Origin of the sequence: Streptomyces sp. SID14515 (assembly GCF_010548505.1) — a bacterium.
Classification (GTDB): domain Bacteria; phylum Actinomycetota; class Actinomycetes; order Streptomycetales; family Streptomycetaceae; genus Streptomyces; species Streptomyces caviscabies.
In genome coordinates this window covers 77,258-100,457 of sequence record NZ_JAAGMH010000149.1, presented here as the reverse complement: position 1 = coordinate 100,457, position 23,200 = coordinate 77,258, and the positions used below count along the sequence as shown (strand labels likewise).

Annotated in this window: 18 protein-coding genes; 7 read left to right on the top strand and 11 right to left on the bottom strand. The window is 72.1% G+C overall.

All coding sequences use genetic code 11. The features are described 5' to 3' along the window. Positions 1–25 precede the first annotated feature (25 nt). Together G3I54_RS38695 and G3I54_RS38690 are read right to left on the bottom strand one after the other, a co-directional pair. Positions 26–583, bottom strand: coding sequence for a hypothetical protein (locus G3I54_RS38695; protein ID WP_164622105.1), 558 nt, complete (start codon positions 581–583; stop codon positions 26–28). Continuing rightward, on the bottom strand, positions 580–1,182 hold the full coding sequence (locus tag G3I54_RS38690) for a TetR/AcrR family transcriptional regulator (RefSeq protein WP_164622103.1): 603 nt from the start codon (positions 1,180–1,182) through the stop codon (positions 580–582). The genes G3I54_RS38695 and G3I54_RS38690 overlap by 4 nt, the downstream gene beginning before the upstream one ends. 93 nt (positions 1,183–1,275) lie before the next feature. Here G3I54_RS38690 and G3I54_RS38685 point away from each other — a divergent pair, with 93 nt between their 5' ends. Both G3I54_RS38685 and G3I54_RS38680 read left to right on the top strand, forming a co-directional pair. Next, entirely contained in the window at positions 1,276–2,007 is a 732-nt protein-coding gene (locus G3I54_RS38685) for a nitroreductase family protein (RefSeq protein WP_164622101.1), read from the top strand. Between the two features lie 231 nt (positions 2,008–2,238). Next, positions 2,239–3,792 carry an N-acetylmuramoyl-L-alanine amidase gene (locus G3I54_RS38680; RefSeq protein ID WP_164622099.1) on the top strand — a complete coding sequence of 518 codons (1,554 nt, stop codon included), beginning with the start codon at positions 2,239–2,241 and terminating at the stop codon, positions 3,790–3,792. 114 nt (positions 3,793–3,906) lie between these two features. Here the strand turns inward: G3I54_RS38680 and G3I54_RS38675 are convergent, their stop codons facing one another. After that, entirely contained in the window at positions 3,907–4,578 is a 672-nt protein-coding gene (locus G3I54_RS38675; RefSeq protein WP_164622097.1) for a hypothetical protein, read from the bottom strand. Between the two features lie 74 nt (positions 4,579–4,652). Between G3I54_RS38675 and G3I54_RS38670 the strand changes: the two genes are divergently transcribed. Next, the gene (locus G3I54_RS38670; RefSeq protein WP_164622095.1) at positions 4,653–5,519 is read left to right on the top strand and encodes a DUF3626 domain-containing protein; all 867 of its coding nucleotides are present in this window, start codon (positions 4,653–4,655) and stop codon (positions 5,517–5,519) included. Between the two features lie 53 nt (positions 5,520–5,572). Here G3I54_RS38670 and G3I54_RS38665 read toward each other — a convergent pair whose 3' ends face one another. The 6 genes from G3I54_RS38665 to G3I54_RS38640 form a co-directional block, all read right to left on the bottom strand. Then, entirely contained in the window at positions 5,573–9,250 is a 3,678-nt protein-coding gene (locus G3I54_RS38665) for a S8 family serine peptidase (protein WP_203687786.1), read from the bottom strand. Between the two features lie 214 nt (positions 9,251–9,464). After that, positions 9,465–10,607 carry an XdhC/CoxI family protein gene (locus G3I54_RS38660; RefSeq protein WP_164622091.1) on the bottom strand — a complete coding sequence of 381 codons (1,143 nt, stop codon included), beginning with the start codon at positions 10,605–10,607 and terminating at the stop codon, positions 9,465–9,467. Positions 10,608–10,648: 41 nt separating this feature from the next. After that, the gene (locus tag G3I54_RS38655) at positions 10,649–12,109 is read right to left on the bottom strand and encodes an NCS2 family permease (RefSeq protein ID WP_164622089.1); all 1,461 of its coding nucleotides are present in this window, start codon (positions 12,107–12,109) and stop codon (positions 10,649–10,651) included. A gap of 335 nt (positions 12,110–12,444) precedes the next feature. Further along, positions 12,445–14,862, bottom strand: a complete 2,418-nt coding sequence (locus tag G3I54_RS38650) for a molybdopterin cofactor-binding domain-containing protein (protein WP_164622087.1) — start codon at positions 14,860–14,862, stop codon at positions 12,445–12,447. Continuing rightward, positions 14,859–15,458: a (2Fe-2S)-binding protein gene (locus G3I54_RS38645; RefSeq protein ID WP_164622085.1), complete on the bottom strand. Its 600-nt coding sequence runs from the start codon at positions 15,456–15,458 to the stop codon at positions 14,859–14,861. The genes G3I54_RS38650 and G3I54_RS38645 overlap by 4 nt, the downstream gene beginning before the upstream one ends. A 2-nt stretch (positions 15,459–15,460) precedes the next feature. Next, positions 15,461–16,351 (bottom strand): xanthine dehydrogenase family protein subunit M, encoded by an 891-nt coding sequence (locus tag G3I54_RS38640; protein ID WP_164622083.1) that lies wholly within the window; start codon positions 16,349–16,351, stop codon positions 15,461–15,463. A 356-nt stretch (positions 16,352–16,707) separates the two neighbouring features. On the opposite strand from G3I54_RS38640, the gene G3I54_RS38635 reads away from it, so the two are divergent. Both G3I54_RS38635 and G3I54_RS38630 read left to right on the top strand, forming a co-directional pair. Next, on the top strand, positions 16,708–18,459 hold the full coding sequence (locus tag G3I54_RS38635; RefSeq protein WP_164622081.1) for a PucR family transcriptional regulator ligand-binding domain-containing protein: 1,752 nt from the start codon (positions 16,708–16,710) through the stop codon (positions 18,457–18,459). Between the two features lie 173 nt (positions 18,460–18,632). Further along, positions 18,633–19,415 (top strand): hypothetical protein, encoded by a 783-nt coding sequence (locus tag G3I54_RS38630; RefSeq protein WP_164622079.1) that lies wholly within the window; start codon positions 18,633–18,635, stop codon positions 19,413–19,415. A 52-nt stretch (positions 19,416–19,467) separates the two neighbouring features. Here G3I54_RS38630 and G3I54_RS38625 read toward each other — a convergent pair whose 3' ends face one another. Continuing rightward, the gene (locus tag G3I54_RS38625) at positions 19,468–19,917 is read right to left on the bottom strand and encodes a hypothetical protein (protein WP_164622078.1); all 450 of its coding nucleotides are present in this window, start codon (positions 19,915–19,917) and stop codon (positions 19,468–19,470) included. 176 nt (positions 19,918–20,093) lie between these two features. Beyond that, a complete protein-coding gene (locus tag G3I54_RS38620) occupies positions 20,094–20,912 on the bottom strand; it encodes a GntR family transcriptional regulator (protein ID WP_164622076.1) in 819 nt (272 codons plus the stop codon). A gap of 146 nt (positions 20,913–21,058) precedes the next feature. On the opposite strand from G3I54_RS38620, the gene G3I54_RS38615 reads away from it, so the two are divergent. Next, complete coding sequence (locus tag G3I54_RS38615; protein ID WP_164622074.1) at positions 21,059–21,907, top strand: (2Fe-2S)-binding protein; 849 nt, start codon at positions 21,059–21,061, stop codon at positions 21,905–21,907. A gap of 192 nt (positions 21,908–22,099) precedes the next feature. Then, positions 22,100–23,200 carry a DUF2637 domain-containing protein gene (locus G3I54_RS38610; RefSeq protein ID WP_164622072.1) on the top strand — a complete coding sequence of 367 codons (1,101 nt, stop codon included), beginning with the start codon at positions 22,100–22,102 and terminating at the stop codon, positions 23,198–23,200.

The following is a 23,200-nucleotide window of genomic DNA, read 5'->3' as shown; positions in this document are numbered from 1 at the left end:
GGCGGCGGGGCGCGGCAGCGGCAGGTCACCGCTCCGCGCCCTCCGGGAGCAGGTGGGCCAGCAGCAGCTTGATCACCAGGACGGGGGCGAACCAGGCCAACTCGTCGGGGACGGCCACCGAGGTCGAGGCAGCCGTGATCGCCAGGGCGGAGACGGCGAAGGCGACCGGGCGCCGGAGGTCCAGGGGGGCGATCAGGACAGCGGCCGCCCCGCCGAGCGTGAGTGCGTAGACGACGCAGGCGGAGAGCAGGCCGAACCCCGGGACGAGCAGGGCCAGGACGAACGGCTGGACATGGGCGGCCACGAACGCGAGATGACGCCGGGAGGAGCGTCCTGGGCGGTGGAACCGGCGCTTGGCGGACCGTGTGGCGTTGACGACCGTGCCGCCGAACAGATCGAAGGCCACCACAGCGATCACGATCAGCGACAACCACGTGTGCTGGGCGCGCAGGGCGAGGGCCGTCGCGAACACGGAACCGGCGAGCGCACCCGCGTAACAGATGATCCGCTCACCCCGCTCGGCCCCCGGCGCCACCAACTGTGCGTCGAGCCACCGGGCGGTCGTGACACCCGCGGTCCTCACGCCGCCCCTCCGCGGCGCAGCCCCTCGACGCACACGTCGATGATCGGCGCCGACAGCTCCGCGATCGGCAGCGCGGGATCGACGATCCACTGCAGCACACAGCCCTCGATCGCCCCGACGACCACCGCCGCATGGCCTTCGCCCACCCCCGCGCGGGAGATCCCCTCGGCCTCGGCGTCGGCGAGCAGTTCGGCGATCACCGCGCGGTACTCGCGGTACACGGCCGGGACATCCACCCCGGAGGCCTTCCCCTGCCGTCCGGCGGCCCACAGGTCGATGAGGATCCGGGCGAGCTCGGGCTCGGCCGCGACCATGTCCACCACCGACCGCACCAGCGAGGCGAGCCGCTCCAGCCCGTCCCCCGCACCGCTACGGGCCTGCTGGATCACCTCCTGCGAGCGGGCCGCGTACTCCTCGAAGGCGGCCACGAGCAAGGCGTCCCGGCTGTCGAAGTAGAGGTAGACGCTGCCCTTGGCGACGCCCGCTTCTCCGGCGACGTCGTCCACCCGCGTCGCGGCGAACCCCTGCCGGGCGAACACCCGTACGGCTGCCCTCAGGATCATGTCCCGGCGCGCCACCGAGTCGACTCTCTTGGCCATGTCGTGAGCCCCCAATTGAATGACTGACTGGTCAGTCATCATACGGCAGGCGACCCTTACGGTGTGCCCGTCCGAAACGTAAACTCCGCGATCATGACCATGGAAACAGTTCAGGCCGACCCGTCCGCCCTCGGCGGCCCCGCTCTCTTCGACACCATGTCCACGATGCGCGCCATGCGCCGCCTCAAGCCGGACGCGGTGCCCGAGGAGACGGTCGAGCAGCTGATACAGGCCGCCGTCTGGGGTCCCAGCGGCGGCAACATGCAGTGTTACGAGTACGTGGTGGTGACCGACCGCGAGGTGATGGCGCGGCTCGCCCCGTTGTGGAAGCGGTGCGTGGACGCATATCTGGCGACGACCGGGAAGTACGCCCCCGAGGGCATGGACGAGGCGGCGTACGGGCGGATGGTCGCGGCGATCGAGTATCAGCGCGACCACTTCGCCGACACCCCGGTGCTGATCGTGCCGTGCTACCGGTTCCCCGAGCCGCGGCTGGACGAGGAGGGTCTCGCTGCCTCGGCGCGGGCGCTCGGCCCGGCGGGCACGGAGCACATGATGACCACGCAGACCCGTTTCCAGGCGCTGGCCGAGGGCTCCTGCGTCTATCCGGGGGTGCAGAACCTGCTGCTCGCCGCCCGGGGGCTGGGGCTCGCCGCGAACATCACCATCTGGCATCTGATGCTGGAGCAGGAGTGGAAGAAAGAGCTGGGCATCCCGGACGACATGGCGACGTTCGCCGCCGTTCCGGTGGGGTGGCCCGCGGGCAACTTCGGCCCCGTGCGGCGGCGACCGGTCGCGGACGTGATCCACCGCGACCGCTGGTAGCCGAGGCTTCGTCAACCGGTACCGGCACCCCTGTCGGGTGACGCTCGATGTCACCCGACAGGCTCAGCGGTCCGGGTAACTCCCGTGAATTTGCAGGATGTTGCCAGCCGGATCGACCATTCCCCCCTTTGTCATGTCCCACTCACATCGATAGCCTGGCCGGGTTCGGCATCCCTCTGGCCCACCCGGGCCCGAGGGCTTTTTACTTCCTCCCACGGAGCAGGAGCCCCCATGCCCCCACGCACCGCCGCCCGAACCCGGGTCCGCGTCTGTGCCCTGGCCGTCCTCACCGCCACGGCCCTCCTCGCGACCGGGCAGCCCTCGAACGCCGCCCCCCACGCGGACACGGCCGACCCGGTGAACCGCGCCTTCGCCGAAGCGGCGCACGCGTACGACGTACCACGCGATCTGCTGGCCGCCGTCGGCTACGGCGAGTCCCGGCTGAACGGTCACGGCGGAGAGCCCAGCCAGGCGAACGGCTACGGCGTGATGCACCTGGCGAGCAACCCCGTCAACCGCTCCCTGGAGAAGGCCTCCGAGCTGACCGGCGAGAGCGCCGCCCGGCTGCGCCGGGACACCACGGCCAACATCCTCGGCGGCGCGGCCGTCCTGCGCGACCACGCCGACGCGCTCGGCCTGGACGCCGCCGAGCGCCGGGACGTCGACTCCTGGTACCAGGCGGTGGCCCGCTACAGCGCCGCCGAGGACCAGGCCGCCGCACTCTACGCGGACACCGTCTTCACCTTCCTCGCCGAGGGCGTGACCGCGAAGGTGCCCGGCGGCGAGGAGGTCCTCGTGCCCGCCCGGCCCGTCGACCCGGACAAGGGCGAGCTGTCGGCGTCCGACGTCTACGCCCAGAGCGAGGACTACCCCTCGGCCCGCTGGGTGCCCGCGTACTCCGGGAACTACGTCGTCGACCGCAAGGCCACCGTCGACAAGGTGATCATCCACACCACCCAGGGCTCCTACGCCGGTTCCATCAGCTGGTACCAGAACCCGGAGTCGAAGGTCAGCGCCCACTACACGATCCGCTCGTCGGACGGCGAGGTCACGCAGTCGGTGCGGGAGAAGGACACCGCCTGGCACGCCGGCAGCGTCAACTCCTCGTCCGTGGGCATCGAGCACGAGGGCTACGTCGACGACCCGGCCTGGTACACGGAGGCCATGTACCGTTCCTCGGCCGCCCTGACCAAGCACCTCGCGGCGCGGTACTCCATCCCGAAGAACCGGTCGCACATCATCGGGCACAGCGAGGCGCCCGGCGCCACGCACACCGACCCCGGCCCCAACTGGGACTGGAACCACTACATGGAGCTGATCGACGGCGACCCCGGCAATGGCGGCGACGGCCTGACCTTCCCCGTGTACACGACCCAGCAGTCCGGCTCCTCGGGCCCGCAGGTCTCCGCCGTCCAGACGCTGCTCACCGCGCAGAAGTACCGGCCGGGCACGGTGGACGGCCAGTTCGGCGCCGCCACGAAGAGCGCCACGCAGGCGTTCCAGCAGGACCGTTCGCTCGGCGCCGACGGGATCGTCGGCCCGAAGACCTGGACGGCCCTGCTGTCGGCCGGCTCGACCCCCCTGCTGAAGCAGGGCAGCTCGGGCGAGCCGGTGAAGCGGCTCCAGCGGGCTCTGACGGCGGCGCTCGGCACCACCGTCAACGCGGACGGCAGCTTCGGCCCGGCCACGTACACGGCGGTCCGCAGCTACCAGACCACCCGCGGCCTGGAGGTCGACGGCGAGGTGGGCCCGGCCACCTGGAAGGCCCTGCAGAGCGGAAAGTGAGCGCGGACCCGGGCGGGACTCTCCACCGTACGGAGAGACCGCCCGGGCCTGCCGGGCGCGGGCCCGGCCGTGCCGGGGGCGGACCGACCCCACGTCACGCCCCGCGGCCCACGCTCACTCCCCCGCGCCGACCGGATACCCGATCTCCTCGATGTCCTCGGCCAGTTCGGCGGGCACCCGCTCGGGGTTGAGCGCGGTGATCACCTCGTCGGTGAGCGGCCGCAGCGCGTAGACATGCCGTACGGCTTCGAGGTCGACGGATATCTCGAAGTAGTCCTCGGCCCACTCCTGGTACGACTCGGGGGTGCCCGTGACCAGCAGCTGGAAGAGCCAGTCCGCGCCGTCGGAGTCCTCGCCGTCCTCCGGGAACTCGATGCTGCCCGCCCGCCAGCGGTCGTCGCCGCTCTCGCGCCAGAGGCAGGCGGTGACCACCGGCAGGCCGAACTCGTCGGTGAACGACGGCTCGTCCACGTAACGGCGGAACACCGCGGGCACCTCGTCGAGCACCCCGGGCCAGGGGACGTCGTCCACGTACGGGCTCATCGGCGACTCATGGTCGAAGCCCCGCGCGTACGCCCCGTCGGCGGAGAGGACCACGGAGTACTCCCCGCCCGACCCGTCCCGCATCGAGGCCATCTGCTCCGTCGGCGACCACCGCGCGTCGAAGGCGTGCCAGCGGTGGTCCCACTCCGGGCACAGGATCGCGTCGAGCATCGCCAGCGAACGGCAGAGATCGGTGAGGACGGGTATGCCCGGCAGCCTGCGGGCCACGTCGTGAACGCTCATGGGCTCATCCAACCGCACCGGTGGAAGGCGATACGCACGTGCACCCCCGGCAGCCGTCCGGGCACACTGTTCCGATGAACGCCGACCACCCGCCCACCTCGCCCCGGCGGCGGGCGCTGGAGCATGTCGCCTCGCTGTCCTCGGGCGCCCCGCTGGACGCCGGACTGCGCGTCACCCTGAACTTCCACCCCGACCGTACGGTGGCGGGGCGGCCGATCCTGGACCGGCTGGGCGAGGACGGTCTGTACGTCTCCCAGTTCGTGACCGGCACCGGCAACGGCGGGCTCACCGCGCGCCCCGGCGGTGACCGGTGGCGCTGGGAGAGCCGGATCTTCGGCGGCGCGTACGACCGGGCCGGGCCCGCCGAACGGCCCGTCTACGGGGCGCTGGACGTCCGGCGCGCCTCCTTCGGCGCCGCGCCCCGGTTCGGCTCGGCGCACTTCCGGCTGGTGGCGGACGTCCTCGGCTCGGCCACCTTCTGCTATCCGGACAGCGCGGCGGAGCCCGAGCACTTCGGGGTCGCGGCCCGGATGTCGGGGCTGGTCGAGCTGGCGGCGGCGGACCGCCGTGACGCCCTGGACGACTACATCGAGGCCCAGATCCACGCCCCGGTCCGGCTGGACCGCGACGTGGAGGCGCTCGTGCTCGATCCGGCGTACCGGGGCACGGCGGTGGAGGCCGCGGCCGAGAAGCTGCCGTGCCCGGTCGAGTGGCACGAGGGGTTCCGGCTGGGCGTCGAGGAGTTGCGCCGCCGGCCCGGTTTCCGGGGGCCGGAGTACGTCGAGCTCGGCGCGGCCCTCGCGGTCGACGGGTATCTGGACGCCCGGATCATCGGCGACGCGGCGCGTGCCGGGGGCCATGCGGAGCAGGACCTGAAGAAGGTCTGGCATCTGCTGGCCCGGTTCGGGCGGACGGCGGCGAGCCTGCCGACCGGGGGCTGACGCGTAAGGGCCCGCACCCTCAGGAGGGGTGCGGGCCCAGGTCGCTCAGCGGGTCACTTCAGGCCGAAGGCCCGGATGATCTCCTGGTCGACGACGAGCCCGCCGGGGCCTTCCGCGTGCGCCTTGAGCGAGACCGAGGTCGCGCCCTTCGACGGGGTGCGGAACTTCGCGGCCCACTCGCCGGTCCGCTTCTCGCGGAGGTCCACCTTCGTCCAGTGCTTGCCGTCGTCGTAACTGACCGACAGCGAAGCCTTGTTCGCCTTCACCGCGCCCGGCAGCCATTCCTGCGTGCCGGAGGAGAGGCCGATCTCCGTGGTGCGGCCGGCCCGGACGTCGCCCGCCAGGTCGGTGTCGACGGCGTAGTCCAGCTGGAGCATCGGGATGTCCGTCTGGAGCGGTCCGCCCTCCTCCAGCGCGCCGGAGACGAAGCCCCACTCGGAGTGCGTGCGGGTCGACGTCTTCCAGGTCTCCGCGTCCCGCCGCGAGTCGATGACCAGGCGGTAGGGCAGCTGCTCGGCGGAGAGGTCACCGATGTAACCGGCCCGGCCCGCGCCCTTCTTGAGCTCCTTGTCGCCCTGGTAGAAGGCGTACGAGGTGGTGTCGTACTCGTTCTCCGGCATCGAGCCGGAGTGGCCCGCGCCGGCGTCCGTCCACGGGGTGATGTTGAACTGGAGGTCGTTGTAGACCGTGCGGAACGGACCCCAGTAGCCGGTGCCGAGACGGGGGCGGGTGACCGGGGCGAACCACTCGGCGCGGTAGTCCTTGCCCGCCCGGTAGTCCAGCTCGGCGCTGCGCATCTCGTGCGCCCGGTCGGACTGCTCGGCGTTGAGGACCGAGTGGTTCTCGTACCAGAACGAGTCGCCCGGCAGCGGGTTGACCCATTCGGTGCGGACGTCGGGGAACTGCTCGTACTCCTCGAAGCCCAGGCCGGGACCGTAGTCCGGGATGTCGTAGCGGTAGCCGCCGCCGAGCGTCTTCTCGTGGCCGTAGAAGGTGTTCTCCACCTTCGCCAGCTGCCGGGCCGAGGGGGCGAAGGCCAGCGAGCGGTCCGGGATCGTGCCGTCGTGGCGGTCCACCAGGTCGTACAGGTAGTCCGCGAACTTCTTCTGGTCGACCTGGACCTTCTTGCCGCGCTGCGCCGCCCTGATCAGCGTCTCGCCCGCGGCGGCCTGGACGGAGGCGACGGGGATGGTGGTCTGCTCGCCGTAGGGGGTGTAGCTCTCCATCGCCACACCGCGTCCGTCGTTGACGACGAACAGGGCCTTGGCTCCGGCGGCCAGTGCGGCCGCGAGGCGTTCGGCGGGGGTGACGTCGGCGCTGCGGGTGATCACGACGGCCTTGCCGCGCGCGTTCAGGCGCTTGTAGTCCGCCGGCGCGCCCTTGCCCGCGTACACCGCGTTCAGCTTCTGCCGGCGGTCCTCGGCGATCGCCGCGCCGCCCTGGACGAAGACCGGTACGTCACGGCCGTCGGCCTCGACGTCGATCAGCTCCTCGCCCTGCCGCCAGCGGGTCAGGAAGCTGAAGCTGCCCTGGGTGACCTTCTTCGTGGGGCTCGCCCACAACTGGTCGTACGTCAGCGGGATCTGGAACGCGTCGCGCTGGACGGTACCGTCCGGGGCGGTGCGTGCCATGTCGTAGCGGAGCTGGCGGGTCTCGGTCTCCTTCGGGGTGCGCACGCTCACCTTGCGGGCCTTGGAGGCGTCGAGGGTGACGGTGGTGGAGCCGGTGAGGATCGTCTCGGGGGCCGCGAGGAACGCGACGGCCTTGGAGTCGGGGCGGTCGCCGTCGATGTCCACCGACGCCCAGGCGGTGTAGTTGCCGGGCGGCAGACGCAGCGTGGTTTCGCCGCCGCTGACCTGGACGAGGCCGAGCTGCGGGTCGCCCAGCTCGGCGAGGACGACCAGGCCGTCCATCGGCTTGCCCGACCGGTCGCGGAGCTTCAGCGTCAGATCGTGCAGCTCCTTCTCCTTGGTGAGCGCGAAGCCGGTGTGCGCGACGGTGGCGCCCGCCGCGTCGGTGGCGATGACCTGGCCGGAGAAGACGGTGTCGTTGGCGACCTTCGACGGGTCGAGCGACAGGACGGCTTCGGCGGTGCCGCCAGCCGGGACGGTCAGCGTGTCGGTGGAGAGCGTGTAGGCCGCTTCGTCCGTGTCGGTGGCGAGGTTCAGCGTGACGTCCGTGTCACCGGAGTTGCGGTAGGTGACAGTGCGCTCGGCGACCTCGTCGGACGGGCCGTGCGGCCAGGCGTAGGAGGCGACCTCCACCGACCCGGTGGCCTCGATCGTGGTGTCGATCGCCGCCTTCACATCGAGCCGGCCGGTGCCCTGCTCGTACGGGGTGTACGCGTCGAGCTTCCTGGACGAGGTCATCAGCGCGTCCTTGATGCGCTGACCGGTCCAGTCGGGGTGACGCTGCTTCAGAATGGCCGCCGCGCCCGCGACATGGGGCGTCGCCATCGACGTACCGGACATCGACCGGTACATGCCCTCGGTGCCGGGGACGGACTGCGAGGCGGCGGCGTTGATGTCGACGCCGGGGGCCGAGAGGTCGGGCTTCAGGCCGTGGGAGCGGACGAGCGGGCCCATGGAGGAGAAGTCCGCGCGGCCGTCCTGCTTGTCGACGGCGGCGATGGTGAGCGCCCGCTCCGCCGAGCCGGGCGAGCCGATCGTGCCCGCTCCGTACGCGTTGCCGGCGGCGATCACGAACAGCGGACCGCCGTCCGCCGAGAGGGAGTCGACCGCCTGGGACATCGGGTCGGTGCCGTCGTCGGGCACCGGGGAGCCGAGGCTCATGGAGACGACGTCGGCCCCTTCGGCCTTGGCCCACTCCATGGCCTCGATGATCCCGGAGTCCGCGCCGGAGCCCTCGTCGCCGAGGACCTTGCCGACGAGCAGGTCGGCGCCCGGGGCGACGCCCTTGTTCGCACCGTCGGACGCCGCGCCGGATCCGGCGATGGTGGAGGCGACGTGGGTTCCGTGGCCGTGCTTGTCGTCGACCTCCTCGCCCGGGACGAAGCTGCGGGAGCCGACGAGGCGGTCCTTGACGTCCGGGTGGTCGGCGTCGATACCGGTGTCCAGGACGGCGACCTTGGCGCCCTTGCCGTCGAATCCGTCGGCCCACGCCTGCGGGGCGTTCACCTGCGGCACCGAATCGCTGAGCAGCGCCTCGGAGCGCCCGTCCAGCCAGAGCTTCGCGATCCCGCTGTCGAGCGAACGCGCGCTCGGAGTACGGGTGATGGCGCTCCAGAACGTGCGTGCGTCGTCCTTGTCGGCGGTGAGCGCGGCCCCGTGGATCGAGGCGAGGGTGCGGACCTTCTTCGCACCGCGCGGGGCGGCGGGCAGGGCCTTGGCCTTGGCGTCGCCCTTGCCCGCCGGGTAGGTGGCGATGAGCGGGATGGCGCCGGTGCCCGCGTCGTCGTAGCCCATGCGCACCAGGGCCGAGACGTTGAACAGCCGGCGGTCCAGGGTGCCCGCCGCGATCAGCGCGGTGGCCTCGTCGGGCAGGACGTACACGTCCTCGCCCGCCTGCTGGATGTGGACCCCGCCGCTCGCGCCGTCCGGGCGGTCCACGGTGACGGTGTCCTGGTCTCCGGGGCCGTCGACGTACCGCACGACGTCGCCGGTGACCAGGGTGACGGTGTGGCTCTCGGTGCGTATGTCGGAGCGCGGGGCTTCGGCGCCCGGCGCGGGGGCCGCGCCGGCGGCGCCCGCACCGGCGAAGGGGACCAGCATGCCGCCCATGAGGGCCGCCGAGGTCGCCAGGAGCAGGGCTCTGCGTCCTGGGCGAGCGGATCTCGCCCGGCCGGATACGGAGGAGGGGGAAGAAGTCATGCAGCTGATCTACCGGTAAATCCGGGGTGATCGCTGCGTTCACGGCGGGCGGGAAACCGCCGTGGCGGTAACCCGCCCGAGGTGGACGGGGTGTTGACGGGCGGTTCAGGCCACCTCAGGCCACCGAGGCGAGCGGCTGTCCGCTGCTGTCGTGGTGGATGGGGGTGTGGGCCCCGGTGAGCGGTACGCCGCTGCCGCCGCGCCGGACCGCGACGATCTCGGCGGCGATGGACAGGGCCGTCTCCTCCGGCGTACGGGCGCCGAGGTCGAGGCCGATCGGCGAGTGCAGCCGGGCCAGTTCGCGGTCGGTGAGGCCGACCTCGCGCAGCCGCTCGTTGCGCTCCAGGTGGGTGCGGCGCGAGCCCATCGCGCCGACGTAGGCGACCGGGAGGCGCAGGGCGGCTTCGAGCAGCGGTACGTCGAACTTGGCGTCGTGGGTGAGGACGCAGAGCACGGTACGGGCGTCGGTGGTGGTGCCGGCGAGGTAGCGGTGGGGCCAGTCGACGACGATCTCGTCGGCCTCGGGGAAGCGTGCCGCGGTGGCGAAAACGGGTCGGGCGTCGCAGACGGTGACCCGGTAGCCGAGGAACTTCCCGGCGCGCACGAGCGCGGCGGCGAAGTCGATCGCGCCGAACACGATCATGCGGGGCGGCGGCACGCTGGACTCGACCAGGAGCTCGATGGGCCGGCCGCAGCGCGAGCCCTCCGCGCCGATGGCGAGCGGCTCGGTGCGGCCCGCGTCGAGCCGGGCGCGGGTCTCGGCGGCGGCGGTCCGGTCGAGCGCCGGGTGGCCGCCGAGCCCGCCCTCGTAACTGCCGTCGGCGCGGACCAGGAGCGGGAGTCCGAGGAGTTCCTCGGGTCCGTCCGTGACCCGTGCCAGCGCGGCCGCCGACCCCTCCGCGGCGGCCGCGAGCGCTGCGGCGAACACCGGGCGGGCGGGGTCGTCCGCCCGTACCGGTGTGACCAGGATGTCGATGATGCCGCCGCAGGTCAGGCCGACCGCGAAGGCGTCCTCGTCGCTGTAGCCGAAGCGCTCGCGGACGGACTTCCCGTCATCGAGTGCCTGTTGGCACAGTTCGTACACCGCCCCCTCCACGCATCCGCCGGACACCGACCCGATGGCCGTGCCGTCGCGGTCGACCGCGAGGGCGGCGCCGGGCTGCCGGGGCGCGCTGCCGCCGACCGCCACCACGGTGGCGACGGCGAACTCGCGTCCCTGCGAGACCCACCGGTGCAGCTCTTCGGCGATGTCCAGCATGGCGTATCTCCTTAAGCGGGAAGAGGGCGGCGCGGGGCGCGTCAGTGGACGCCCAGCCAGCTCTCGATCGGGTTGAGGGCGAAGAAGACGATGAAGATCACCGTCAGCCCCCACATGAAGGCCCCGACCTCGCGGGCCCGGCCCTGGGCGAGCTTGATGGCGCTGTACGCGATGACACCCGCGGCGACACCGGTGGTGATGGTGTACGTGAAGGGCATCAGGACCACGGTCAGGAAGACCGGGATGGCGACCGAGCGGTCGCCCCAGTCCACGTGCCGGGCGTTCTGCATCATCATCGCGCCGATGACGACGAGGGCGGCGGAGGCCACCTCGGTCGGCACGATCGCGGTGAGCGGGGTGAAGAAGAGGCAGGCGGCGAAGAAGAGGCCGGTGACGGCGGAGGCGAGCCCGGTCCGGGCTCCTTCGCCGACGCCGGTGGCCGATTCGACGAAGACCGTCTGGCCGGAGCCCGAGGCGACACCGCCGATGACGCCGCCGGCGCCGTCGATGAACAGCGCCTTGGAGAGGCCCGGCATGCGGCCCTTGTCGTCGGCGAGCTTGGCCTCGGTGCCGACGCCGATGATGGTGGCCATCGCGTCGAAGAAGCCGGCCAGCACCAGGGTGAAGACGATCATGCCGACCGTCATCACGCCGACGTCGCCCCAGCCGCCGAACTCGACGTTCCCGAAGAGCGAGAAGTCGGGCGTGGAGACCGCGCTGCCCTCCAGCTCCGGCGGGCCGCTGCTCCACGACTTGGGGTCGATGTCGACGATCGCGTTGACGACGATGGCGACCAGGGTGCCGACGACGATGCCGATGAGGATCGCGCCGGGGATGTTGCGCGCCTGGAGCATGAAGATGAGGAGCAGGGTCACGCTGAAGATCAGGACGGGCCAGCCGGCCAGTTCACCGGCCGGGCCGAGCGATACGGGGGTCGCACCGGCGCCCTTGTGGACGAATCCGGCCTTGAAGAGGCCGATGAAGGCGATGAAGAGCCCGATGCCCATGGTGATGCCGTGCTTGAGCGCGAGCGGGATCGCGTTCATGATCATCTCGCGGAGGCCGGTGACCACCAGGAGACAGATCACCACACCGTAGATCACACACATGCCCATGGCCTGCGGCCAGGTCATGTTGGGCGCGACCTGCGAGGCGAGCACACCGGAGACGCTGAGTCCGGCGGCGAGCGCCAGGGGCACCTTGCCGACGAAGCCCATGAGCAGGGTCGTCGCGGCCGCCGCGAAGGCGGTGGCGGTGATCAGGCCGGGCTGGCTGAGGAGGTTGCCGTTGACGTCCTCCCCGCCCAGGATCAGCGGGTTGAGCAGGAGGATGTACGCCATGGCCATGAAGGTCGTGACGCCGCCGCGCACCTCGCGCGCGACCGAGGATCCTCGTTCGGATATGTGGAAGTACCGGTCGAGCCATGATCTTCCGGCGGGAACGCGCGAGCCGGGGCCCGCACCTTCCGGACTGGTCTTCGGTTCCACTGACTGCTGGGTCATGATGCCTGACTCCCAAGGTTCACAGGGGCACCCGCGTGGAGATTCCTGAATGCGGGATTTGGGATGACTGCGTCGGCTGCACGACCCGGGGACGGCCGGGACGGACTGTTGAAGCAGAACGGATGTGCCGGCGGCACGGATGATCCGTGAGGCGCTGCCGTGCCCTCGGGCACGGCGGTGAAGAACCGCGAGCGGTGCGGTACTTGGGCCTCCGGGCGGTGCGGGGTGCGGAAAAGTGTGACGTTCTCGGCTCTGCGCACCGCCCGGAGAGTTCGGGGGGGACCGCTCGGAGCGGCTGCCGGGCGACGACGGGTGGGAGGTCGCCCGGCAGGCTCTCAGGTGCTGGTGAGGTGTTCGGGCCGCACCGGAGTCCTGTTGAGCTCAAGACCCGTCGCGTTCCGGATCGCCGCGAGGACGGCCGGGGTGGACGACAGGGTGGGGGCCTCGCCGATGCCGCGCAGCCCGTACGGGGCGTTCTCGTCGGCGAGTTCGAGCACGTCGACGGGGATGGTCGGCGTGTCGAGGATGGTGGGAAGCAGGTAGTCCGTGAAGGACGGGTTGCGCACCTTCGCGGTCTTCGGGTCGACGATGATCTCCTCCATCACCGCGACGCCCATGCCCTGGAGGGTGCCGCCCTGGATCTGGCCGAGGACGGAGAGCGGGTTGAGCGCCTTGCCGACGTCCTGGGCGCAGGCCAGTTCGATGACCTTGACCAGGCCGAGCTCGGTGTCGACCTCGACGACCGCGCGGTGCGCGGCGAAGGAGTACTGGACGTGGCCGTTGCCCTGTCCGGTACGCAGGTCGAACGCCTCGGTGGGGCGATGGCGCCACTCCAGCTCGATGTCGATCGCCTCGTCCTCCAGGACGTCGGCCACATCGGCGAGCACCTCGCCGCCGTCGGTGACGACCTTGCCGCCCTCCAGGAGGAGTTCGGCGGTGGCCCAGGCCGGGTGGTAGGTGCCGAACTTGGTGCGGCCCAGCTCCAGGACCTTCTCCCGTACGGCTTCGCAGGAGTTCTTGACCGCGCCGCCGGTGACGTACGTCTGACGGGAGGCGGAGGTCGATCCGGCGGAGCCGACGCGGGTGTCGGCGGGGTGGATGGTGACCTGGTTGACACCGAGTTCGGTACGGGCGATCTGGGCGTGGACGGTGACGCCGCCCTGGCCGACCTCGGCCATCGCGGTGTGCACGGTGGCGACCGGCTCGCCGTTGATGACCTCCATCCGCACGCGGGCGGTGGAGTAGTCGTCGAAGCCCTCGGAGAAGCCGACGTTCTTCAGACCGACCGCGTAGCCGACACCCCGCACGACGCCTTCGCCGTGGGTGGTGTTGGAGAGCCCGCCGGGCAGGGCCCGTACGTCGATGGAGGTGCCCTCGCTGCCCGCGGCCAGCCACTGCTGCTCGGGCGGCAGCGGCCGGGACTTGACCCGGCGCAGCAGCTCGGCGACCGGGGCCGGCGAGTCGCAGGGCTGTCCGGTGGGCAGCAGGGTGCCCTGCTCCATGGCGTTGAGCTGCCGGAACTCCACCGGGTCCATGTCCAGCTTCGCGGCGAGCTTGTCCATCTGCGCCTCGTAGGCGAAGCACGCCTGGACCGCGCCGAAGCCGCGCATCGCGCCGCAGGGCGGGTTGTTGGTGTAGAGGGCGATCGCCTCGATGTCGACGTCCTCGATCTTGTACGGACCGACCGAGAGCGAGGAGGCGTTGCCGACGACCGCCGGGGAGGCGGAGGCGTAGGCGCCGCCGTCCAGGACGATGCGGCACTTCATGTGCGTGAGCTTGCCGTCCTTGGTGGCACCGTGCTCGTAGTGGAGCTTCGCCGGGTGCCGGTGGACGTGTCCGAAGAAGGACTCGAACCGGTTGTAGACGATCTTGACCGGCTTGCCGGTGCGGAGCGCCAGCAGGCAGGCGTGGATCTGCATCGAGATGTCCTCGCGGCCGCCGAAGGCCCCGCCGACGCCGGAGAGCGTCATGCGGACCTTGTCCTCGGGCAGGCCGAGGACGGGGGCGATCTGGCCGAGGTCCGAGTGCAGCCACTGGGTGGCGACGTACAGCTCGACGCCGCCGTCCTCGGACGGCACGGCGAGACCGGACTCGGGGCCGAGGAAGGCCTGGTCCTGCATGCCGAAGACGTACTCGCCGGTGACGATGACGTCGGCGCGCTTGGCGGCCTCGTCGGCGTCGCCACGGATGATCGGCTGGCGGTGCACGATGTTGGGGTGCGGGACGTGGCCGATGTGGTGGTCGTCGCGGCCCTCGTGCACGAGTACGGCGTCCGGCGCGGTCGCCGAGGCCTCGTCGGTGATGAGGGGCAGCTCGCGGTACTCGATCTTGATCTTGGCGGCGGCGCGGCGCGCGGTCTCCGGGTGGTCGGCGGCGACGATGGCGACCGGCTCACCGTGGTGGCGGACCTTGCCGTGCGCGAGCACCGGGGTGTCCTGGATCTCCAGGCCGTAGTTCTTCATCTCGGCCGGGAGGTCGTCGTAGGTCATCACCGCGTAGACACCGGAGGTGGCAAGCGCCTCGGAGGTGTCGATGGAGACGATCTCGGCGTGCGCGACGGTGGAGCGCAGCGTCTGGCCCCACAGCATGTCCTCGTGCCACATGTCGGAGGAGTACGCGAACTCGCCGGTGACCTTGAGGGTGCCGTCGGGGCGGAGCGTGGACTCGCCGATGCCGCCCTTGGTGGGCGAACCCTGGGTGATCTTGGTGGGCGTGCCGGCCGGTACGTTCTGTGCCTTCGGGGTGGTCGTCATGACTGGACCGCCTCTTCCTGACGGGCGGCCGCGAGGCGGACCGCGTCGAGGATCTTCTCGTAACCGGTGCAGCGGCACAGGTTGCCGGAGAGCGCCTCGCGGATGTCCTGGTCGGACGGCGAGGGGGTGTTCTCCAGCAGCTCGTCGGCGGCGACCAGCAGGCCGGGGGTGCAGAAGCCGCACTGGACGGCTCCGGCGTCGATGAACGCCTGCTGGATCGGGGACAGCTCGACGGCCTCGCCGGTCTGGCCGTCGGTGGGCTTGGACTGCCAGCGCTTGGCGGCGTCCAGGGTGGTGCCGCAGGATCCGGTGGCGCAGCCGCCGCCGGGGTGGGCGTCCTCGCGGTGCTTGGCGTAGTCGGCCAGGCCCTCGACGGTGACGACCTCGCGGCCCTCGACCTGACCGGCGGCGACCAGGCAGGAACAGACCGGGACACCGTCCAGGCGGACCGTGCAGGAACCGCACTCGCCCTGCTCGCAGGCGTTCTTGGAGCCGGGCAGGCCCATGCGCTCACGCAGGACGTACAGGAGGGACTCGCCCTCCCACACGTCGTCGGCTTCCTGCGGACGGCCGTTGACCGTGAAATTGACTCGCATGGTTACGCAGCTCCTTCCAGCGTGCGGCCCGCGCCGCGGTACTGCTCCCAGGTCCAGCCGAGCGTGCGGCGGGCCATGATGCCGACCGCGTGCCTGCGGTACTTCGCCGTGCCCCGTACGTCGTCGATCGGGTTGCAGGCGCCGGACGCGAGGGCGGCGAACTGCTTGGCGATCGCGGGAGTGATGATCTTGCCGTTCTCCCAGAACCCGCCCTCGTCGAGCGCGGCGTTCAGGAACTCCTCGGCCTCCTTGGCCCGGACCGGGGTCGGGGCGGCGGAGCCGATGCCGGTGCGCACGGTGCGGGTCTCGGGGTGCAGCGCGATACCGAACGCGCAGACGGCGATGACCATGGCGTTGCGGGTACCGACCTTGGAGTACTGCTGCGGCCCGTCGGCCTTCCTGATGTGCACGGCGCGGATCAGCTCGTCCGGCTCCAGGGCGTTGCGCTTGACCCCTGTGTAGAAAGCGTCGATAGGAATCAGCCGCGTGCCGCGTACGGATTCGGCCTCGACCTCGCAGCCGGCCGCGAGCAGGGCCGGGTGGGCGTCACCGGCCGGCGAAGCGGTACCGAGGTTGCCGCCGACGCCGCCGCGGTTGCGGATCTGCGGCGAGGCGACGGTGTGCGAGGCGAGCGCCAGACCGGGCAGCTCGGTGCGCAGGTGCTCCATGATGCTGCTGTACGGCACGGAGGCGCCGAGCCGCACGCTCTCCTGGCCCACCTCCCACTCGGACAGCTCACCGATGCGGTTCAGGTCCAGGAGGTACTCGGGCCGCCGGTGGTCGAAGTTGATCTCGACCATCACATCGGTGCCGCCCGCGATGGGCACAGCCGTGGGGTGCTCGGCCTTGGCGGCGAGCGCCTCCTCCCAGCTGGCGGGGCGAAGGAAGTCCATGAGTGGCTCTCTTCTTCTCAATCGGGTCGTTCGCTGGGGCTGGGGGACGGCCGGCCCTCGACTGGCTCGTTCATATGGTGTTCACGTGGTGTGTGGCCCAGTACACAAGCCCAGCCCCTGCCGGTGCAGTCACCGAAACACTGAAGGAGTTGGCTGGTCTCCGTCCTCGTCTTGTAGATTCGAACGAATGGCGGGGATCAGTAACCTCACCGCAATTCACAGATACCCGTTCGTCCCACGGCTCCCCACTCCACGACCTCCTTCACCCACCTCCCTCTTCCTTCCCCTTCCTTCACCCACTCCCTCTTCCACTCCCCTCTACCACTCCCCTCTACGGAAAGATCGGCGGCGACGAGATGCGGCTGCGCGCACTGCTGGAGACCGACGCGCTGGGCCTGCGGCTGCTCGGCGGCGAGGACGAGCTGGACCGCACGGTCCGGGGCGTCATGACGACCGACCTGCGCGACCCCAGCCGCTATCTCTCCGGCGGTGAACTGGTGCTCACGGGCCTCGCCTGGCACCGGGACGCGGCGGACTCCGAGCCGTTCGTCCGGATCCTGGCGGGCGCCGGGGTGGCCGGTCTCGCGGCCGGCGAGGCGGAGCTCGGCGACATCCCCGCCGATCTGGTCGAGGCGTGCCTGCACCACCGCCTCCCCCTCTTCGCCGTGCACGAGACCGTGGCCTTCGCAACGATCACCGAGTACGTCGTACGCCAGGTCTCCGGCGAGCGGGCGGGCGATCTCGCCGCCGTGGTGGACCGGCACCGGCGGCTGATGACCTCGGGCCCGGCGGGCGGCGGCCCCGAGGTGGTCCTGGACCTCCTCACCTCCGACCTGGACCTGCGGGCCTGGGTCCTGTCCCCCACCGGCCGCCAGATCGCCGGGGCGGGCGCCCCGCTGCCCGGTCCGCTGGGCGCGGCGCTGGCCGGGCACCATCTGGCCGCGACCCGCACCGGCCGCCGGGGTCCGTACCGGGCCGCGGTCGCCGGCACGACGTATTCGCTCTTCCCGATCCGGAACACCGGGCGTGGCGCGGTGCCGGCCGCCCGCGACGTACGGGAGTCGGTGCTCTCCGACTGGCTGCTGGCGGTCGAGGCGGACGCCTCGGACTGGCCCGCCGCCCGGCTCGACCTGCTCCAGGGCGTCACCCAGCTGATCGCGGTCGAGCGCGACCGCCGCGACGCGGCCCGTACGGTACGCCGCAGGCTCGCCCAGGAGGTTCTGGAGCTGGTCCAGGCGGGCGCCGCCCCCGCCGAGATCGCGGCCAGGCTGCGGGTGGCCGCACCGGTCCTGCTGCCCGGCCTCGGCGTGGCCCCGCAGTGGCAGGTCGTGGTGGCCCGGGTCGACTGGAGCGCCTCGGGCCAGGCCGCCGCCGCGGGCGACATCGCGAGCGGTCCGGTGGCCCAGGCGCTGCTGGAGGAGATCCTCGTCGACCCGGCGGTCAGCGGCCCCGACTCCGCCGACCGGATCGCCGTCGCCCACACGGGCGAGGAGGCCATCGCCCTGGTGCCGCTGCCCGCGCTCACCACCGTGCCCGCGGAGTCCGGGGAGGGCGCGGAGGGCGATGCCGCGGTGGCGGGCGGTGAGGACGCCGACGCCCTCGCCGGGGAGCCCGGGCTGCACGCCGACGCGCTGCTCGCCTCCGTACGCGAACCGCTCTCGGCGGGACTCGCCGACGACGGCCGGCTGACACTCGGTGTCAGCGCGGCTGTGCATTCCGCCGAAGGTCTGCGCGGTGCGCTGGAGGAGGCCCGGCACGCCCGCCGGGTGGCCGCGGCCCGTCCGGGGCGGGTCTGCGCGGCCGGTCACCACGAACTGGCCTCGCACGTGCTGCTGCTGCCCTTCGTCCCCGACGACGTGCGGCGCGCCTTCACCGCCCGGCTGCTGGACCCGCTGCGCGACTACGACCGGCGCCACCGGGCGGAGCTGATCGAGACGCTGGAGGCGTTCCTGGACTGCGACGGGTCCTGGACCCGCTGCGCGGCCCGGCTGCACCTGCACGTCAACACACTGCGCTACCGCGTCGGACGAATCGAGCAGTTGACGGGGCGTGACCTTTCGCGCCTGGAGGACAAGCTCGACTTCTTCCTCGCCCTGCGCATGAGCTGATCTTCCGGCCGCGCACGGGGTCCGGCGGGGCGCCGTCGCACTCCGACCGATTGTGAAATCTTTCACCTGACATTGTCCGGACCCCTTGGCCCGGCGTGCCATTCCATGCTGTGATGCGCCGTACCCAACAGCACAATGGCGCGCTCGGGGAGGGCAATGTGGCGCATACCGCCATGTCTGGTTCCGGAACGACAGCAGATGACGATCCGCCGCTCCAGACCGCGGTATGGCGGCTGCGGTCACGCGCCTGCTGGACGGACGCGGCCGCACTGCTGGAGCACCACGCGCAGACCGACCCGGCGGCGGCGCTCCAGCGCACCGCCCTGCTGACCGAGCGCTGCCTCTACACCGGACAGGGCTGGACCGACGCCGAGGACGCCCTGCGCACGGCGGAGGCCATCGCCCGCGGCGACGACGAGCGCGGCGCGGCCGCCTCCGAGCGGGGCCATCTGGCGTACGCCTCGACCCTCCTGGCGGTACGGGACCGGGCCGACGAGGCGAGCGTGGCGCTGAGCCGGTCCGCCGCGCTGCTGGCTCCCGCGTCCCCGGCCCGGCCGCTGCTGGACTTCCGGCGCGGGCTGATCGCCCAGAACATCGCGGAGTCGCCGGAGTCGGCGCGCGCCGCGTTCCGCCGGGCGCACGCCGGTGCGGCGGCCCGGGGCGACGAACTGCTGCTCTCGTCCACCTGGCGGCATCTGGCCGCGCTCGCCCTGCGCGAGGGCGAAGTGGCCGAGGCCCGGCACGGTTTCGCGGAGTCGCTGCGGATCCGGGAGGAGCTGGGCTTCCTGGTCGGTACGGCCCCGGCGCTGATCTCCCTCGCGGAGGCGGAGGAGGAACCGGAGGCGGCCCGGCTGCGCGCCGAGGCCGGCCGGCTGTTCCGGCTGCTGGGCGGTGTGCCGACCTGGCTGGCCCCGTATCTGGGGCCGCCCGCGCCGCGCACCGCGCAGGCGAGCTGAGCGGACGGTACGAGGGCGGGCGCGGGGGGCCGCCCCGGTCAGCCGCGTCCGGTCAGCCGCCGGTCCGGTCGTCGACCGGGTCCCCCGGCTGCCAACGCGCGTCGGTCCAGTCCGGCTCGGGAACCGGGCGGGGCGGAGCGGGCGGCGGGTTCGGGCCCCGGTTGGGGTTCTGCGGTACGGCTGTGGTCCCGGAGCCCGAGCCGCCGCCGTCCCGGCGCGGCGGGATCACCGGTGTCTTCGGCGGTACGGGCCTGCTGGTGCGCGGCACGGGCAGCGGCGCATCGGGCGTGGACCGGGGCGGTGTGGTGGGCGGAGCGGTCGTCGCGGGGGCGGTGGTGGGGCTCGGCGAGGCGCTGGGACTCGGGCTCGCGCTCTCCTCGCTCGCGCCGGGCGTCGGCGTGGCCGAGGCGCTCGTCGCGGACGGCGTCGGGGCCGGAGGCGTACGGTCGTCCGCCCCGTCCGAGCAGCCCGCGAGCCCTGTGACCAGCGTGGCCGCCACCATGGCTACCGCCACCGGACCCCGCGGTCGTCTTCGTGCCTTCGCCGTACCCGCCATGCCCCGCCCCTGCTTCTCTCGCGCCTCGTGCGTCCGGTGGGCGACGCGCGGAAACGATCATGCTCGCGCGGCGCGGGCACACCTTATCCGGCGGGGCGGAAGCCCGGGGTGGGCCGTCCGGGTCAGCCGTCGGCGCCGGTGAAGTGTTCGCGGACCAGCGACTGGACGACGTTCAGGTCCTGGGCGATGAGGGCGTCGAGCAGGGCGGTGTGCTCGGAGGCGTCCGCCAGCAGGTCGGCCCGGCGGGTGGCCGGGTTGGAGACCAGCGGCCACTGGGAGCGCCGGTGCAGTTCGTCGGCGACGGTCACGAGCTGCTCGTTGCCCGACAGGGTGAGGACCGCGCGGTGGAAGGCCCGGTCCGACTCGGCGTAGGCGGCCCGGTCGCCCACGGCCGCCGCCGTGACCGTGGCCTCCGCCAGCGGCCGCAGGACGCTCCAGCGGTGCGCCGGGACCGTACGCGCCAGGCTCAGCATCACCGGCACCTCGATCAGGGCCCGCACCTCGGCCAGCTCGGCCAGCTCGCGGGGGCCGCGTTCGCTCACCCGGAAGCCGCGGTTCGGCACGACCTCGACGGCACCCTCGACCGCCAACCGCTGCATGGCCTCGCGCACCGGCGTCGCGGAGACCCCGAAGCGGGCGCCGAGCGCGGGGGCGGAGTACACCTGGCCGGGCACCAGCTCGCCGTCGACGAGGGCGGCGCGCAGGGCGTCCAGGATCTGGCCGCGCACGGAGTGGCGCTGGACGGCACGCGGCGCGGGAGGCTCACTGTGGGTGTGCTCGCCCCTGGCCTGTTCGCCCCTGGCCTGTTCGCTCCGGCCCTGCTCGCCCCGGGCCTGCTCCGGCACCCGGCTCTCCGGAATCCGTCGCTCCGCCGAGGCGTGCGGGAACACTCCGGGGGCGTACGCCGGACGTGCGCCCTCACGCGCGCTGCCCTGCTCCACCCGGACCTCCTCCGCCTGCCGCGGGCCGACTCGCGTACGCCGGACCTCCTGTGCACGATAGATGCAGGAGGCTGCAGTTCAAACATCGATGACGTCGGGTAAGGTAAGCCTTACCTGCAAACGATCCCGATTCGGTGGTCCCCTGCATGACCCTCTCCCCGCCGTTCACCGGTACCGCGACGTCCCCCGTGACCGCCGCGTACGCCCGCCTGACCGAGGTGTTCCCCGGTCTGCGGGCCGACGTGCTCGACGGCGACGCCGTCGCCCCGTCCGGCGCGGGCTGGGTCGGCGCGGCGGAGCTGGCCGCCGGCGGCTCCGCCGTGGACACCTTCCTCGCCTGGGACAACGCCCAGGTGCTGCGCGACTACGGCCAGCAGGCCCGCCCGGACGTGGTGGCCAGCTTCGGTCTGCACCGGTACGCCTGGCCCGCCTGCCTGCTGGTGACGGTGCCCTGGTTCCTGCAGCGCCGGGTGCCCCGGATCCCGGTCGAGGACGTGGCCTTCCAGCGGGCACTCGGGCACCTGACCGTGCGGGTCCGGGAATTCGCCTGTCTGCCGGACGACCCGGCCGCCTCGCTGCCCGGGGCCCGTGTGGTCGCCGACGAGACGGCGCTGCGGGCCGAGGTCCTGGACTCCCTGACCGAGCACCTGACTCCGGTGCTGGAAGGCTTCGGCCCGCGCATGCGGCGCGGAAAGCGGGCCCTGTGGGGAATGGCGACGGACGAGATCGTCGAGGGCCTCTGGTACATCGCGCATCTGCTGGGCGAGGAGCGCCGGGCGATGGCCGAGCTGGAGCTGCTGCTCCCCGGCACGACCAAGCCGTACGCCGGCGCCGCCGGCTTCCGCGAGCTGACCGGACCCGAGGGCCAGTCGCTGCCGACCCGGGACCGGGCGAGCTGCTGCCTCTTCTACACCCTGCGCCCCGAGGACACCTGTGTGACCTGCCCGCGCACCTGTGACGCGGACCGGGTGCGGAAGCTGAGGGCTGCCCCCTGATCCACACCGCCCGTCCGGATGACATGGAATCGAACGCAACTCGGCTTCACCGTGCAGCCGTTCGAGAAGATTCCACCCATCGATAGCCTCTCCCACCCCCAAGGCGTGCTCTTGTCCCGAAACCACCGGAGCGGGACGGGAATTCCGTCACGATGGCGCACGAAACGCCCTACGTGACGCAAGGGACCGCGCATGAGACTGACCGACATATCGCTTGACTGGCTGCTTCCGGGCGCCGTACTGCTCGTGGGAGTCATGGCGGCGGTGACGGTGGTCGCACGCGGCAAGCGTGCCGCCGGCAAGGCCGCGGCCGACGACTCCTGGGAACGCAGCGAGGAACGCCGCAGACGCAAGGAAGCGCTGTACGCCACCGCCAGTTACGTCCTGCTGTTCTGCTGCGCGGCGGTCGCCGCCGCGCTCTCCTTCCACGGGCTCGTCGGCTTCGGCCGGCAGAACCTGAACCTCACCGGAGGCTGGGAGTATCTGGTCCCGTTCGGACTGGACGGCGCCGCGATGTTCTGTTCCGTGTTGGCCGTACGGGAGGCGAGCCACGGAGACGCGGCCCTCGGCTCCCGACTGCTGGTGTGGACGTTCGCCGGGGCCGCCGCCTGGTTCAACTGGGTGCACGCCCCCCGGGGCATGGACCACGCGGGCGCTCCGCACTTCTTCGCGGGGATGTCCCTCTCGGCCGCGGTGCTCTTCGACCGCGCGCTGAAGCAGACCCGCCGCGCCGCGCTGCGCGAACAGGGCCTGGTGCCCCGTCCGTTGCCGCAGATCCGGATCGTCCGCTGGCTGCGGGCGCCCCGGGAGACCTTCGGCGCCTGGTCGCTGATGCTCCTGGAGGGCGTCCGCACCCTGGACGAGGCGGTGGACGAGGTACGGGAGGACCGCAGGGAGCGCGAGCAGGACCGGCTGCGCCGACGCGACCAGGAGAAGCTGGACCGGGCCCGCATCAAGGCCCTGAACCGGCAGAACCGGGTCTGGGGGCGCGGCGGCCGGGGCGGGCAGCAGGTGGACGTGCCCGCCCTCGCTCCGGCCTCGGGCGGCGCGCCGGCCGTCGCGGAGCCCGCCATAGCAGAGCCGGGTCAGCTGCCTCTGCGACCCCGGCCATCCCTGCAAGCCGTCGGCCCGAAGCAGGCGGCGGACGGTTCGAGCTCGAAGAGCCTGGACGCACCGAACCAGGGAAGTGACCCGCGGACCGTCGACCTCACCGCCGAGGACGACACCCAGGCACTCCCCCGGCTCGACTCGCTGGAACAGAAACTGAAGGATCTGGAGCAGCAGTTCGGCTGA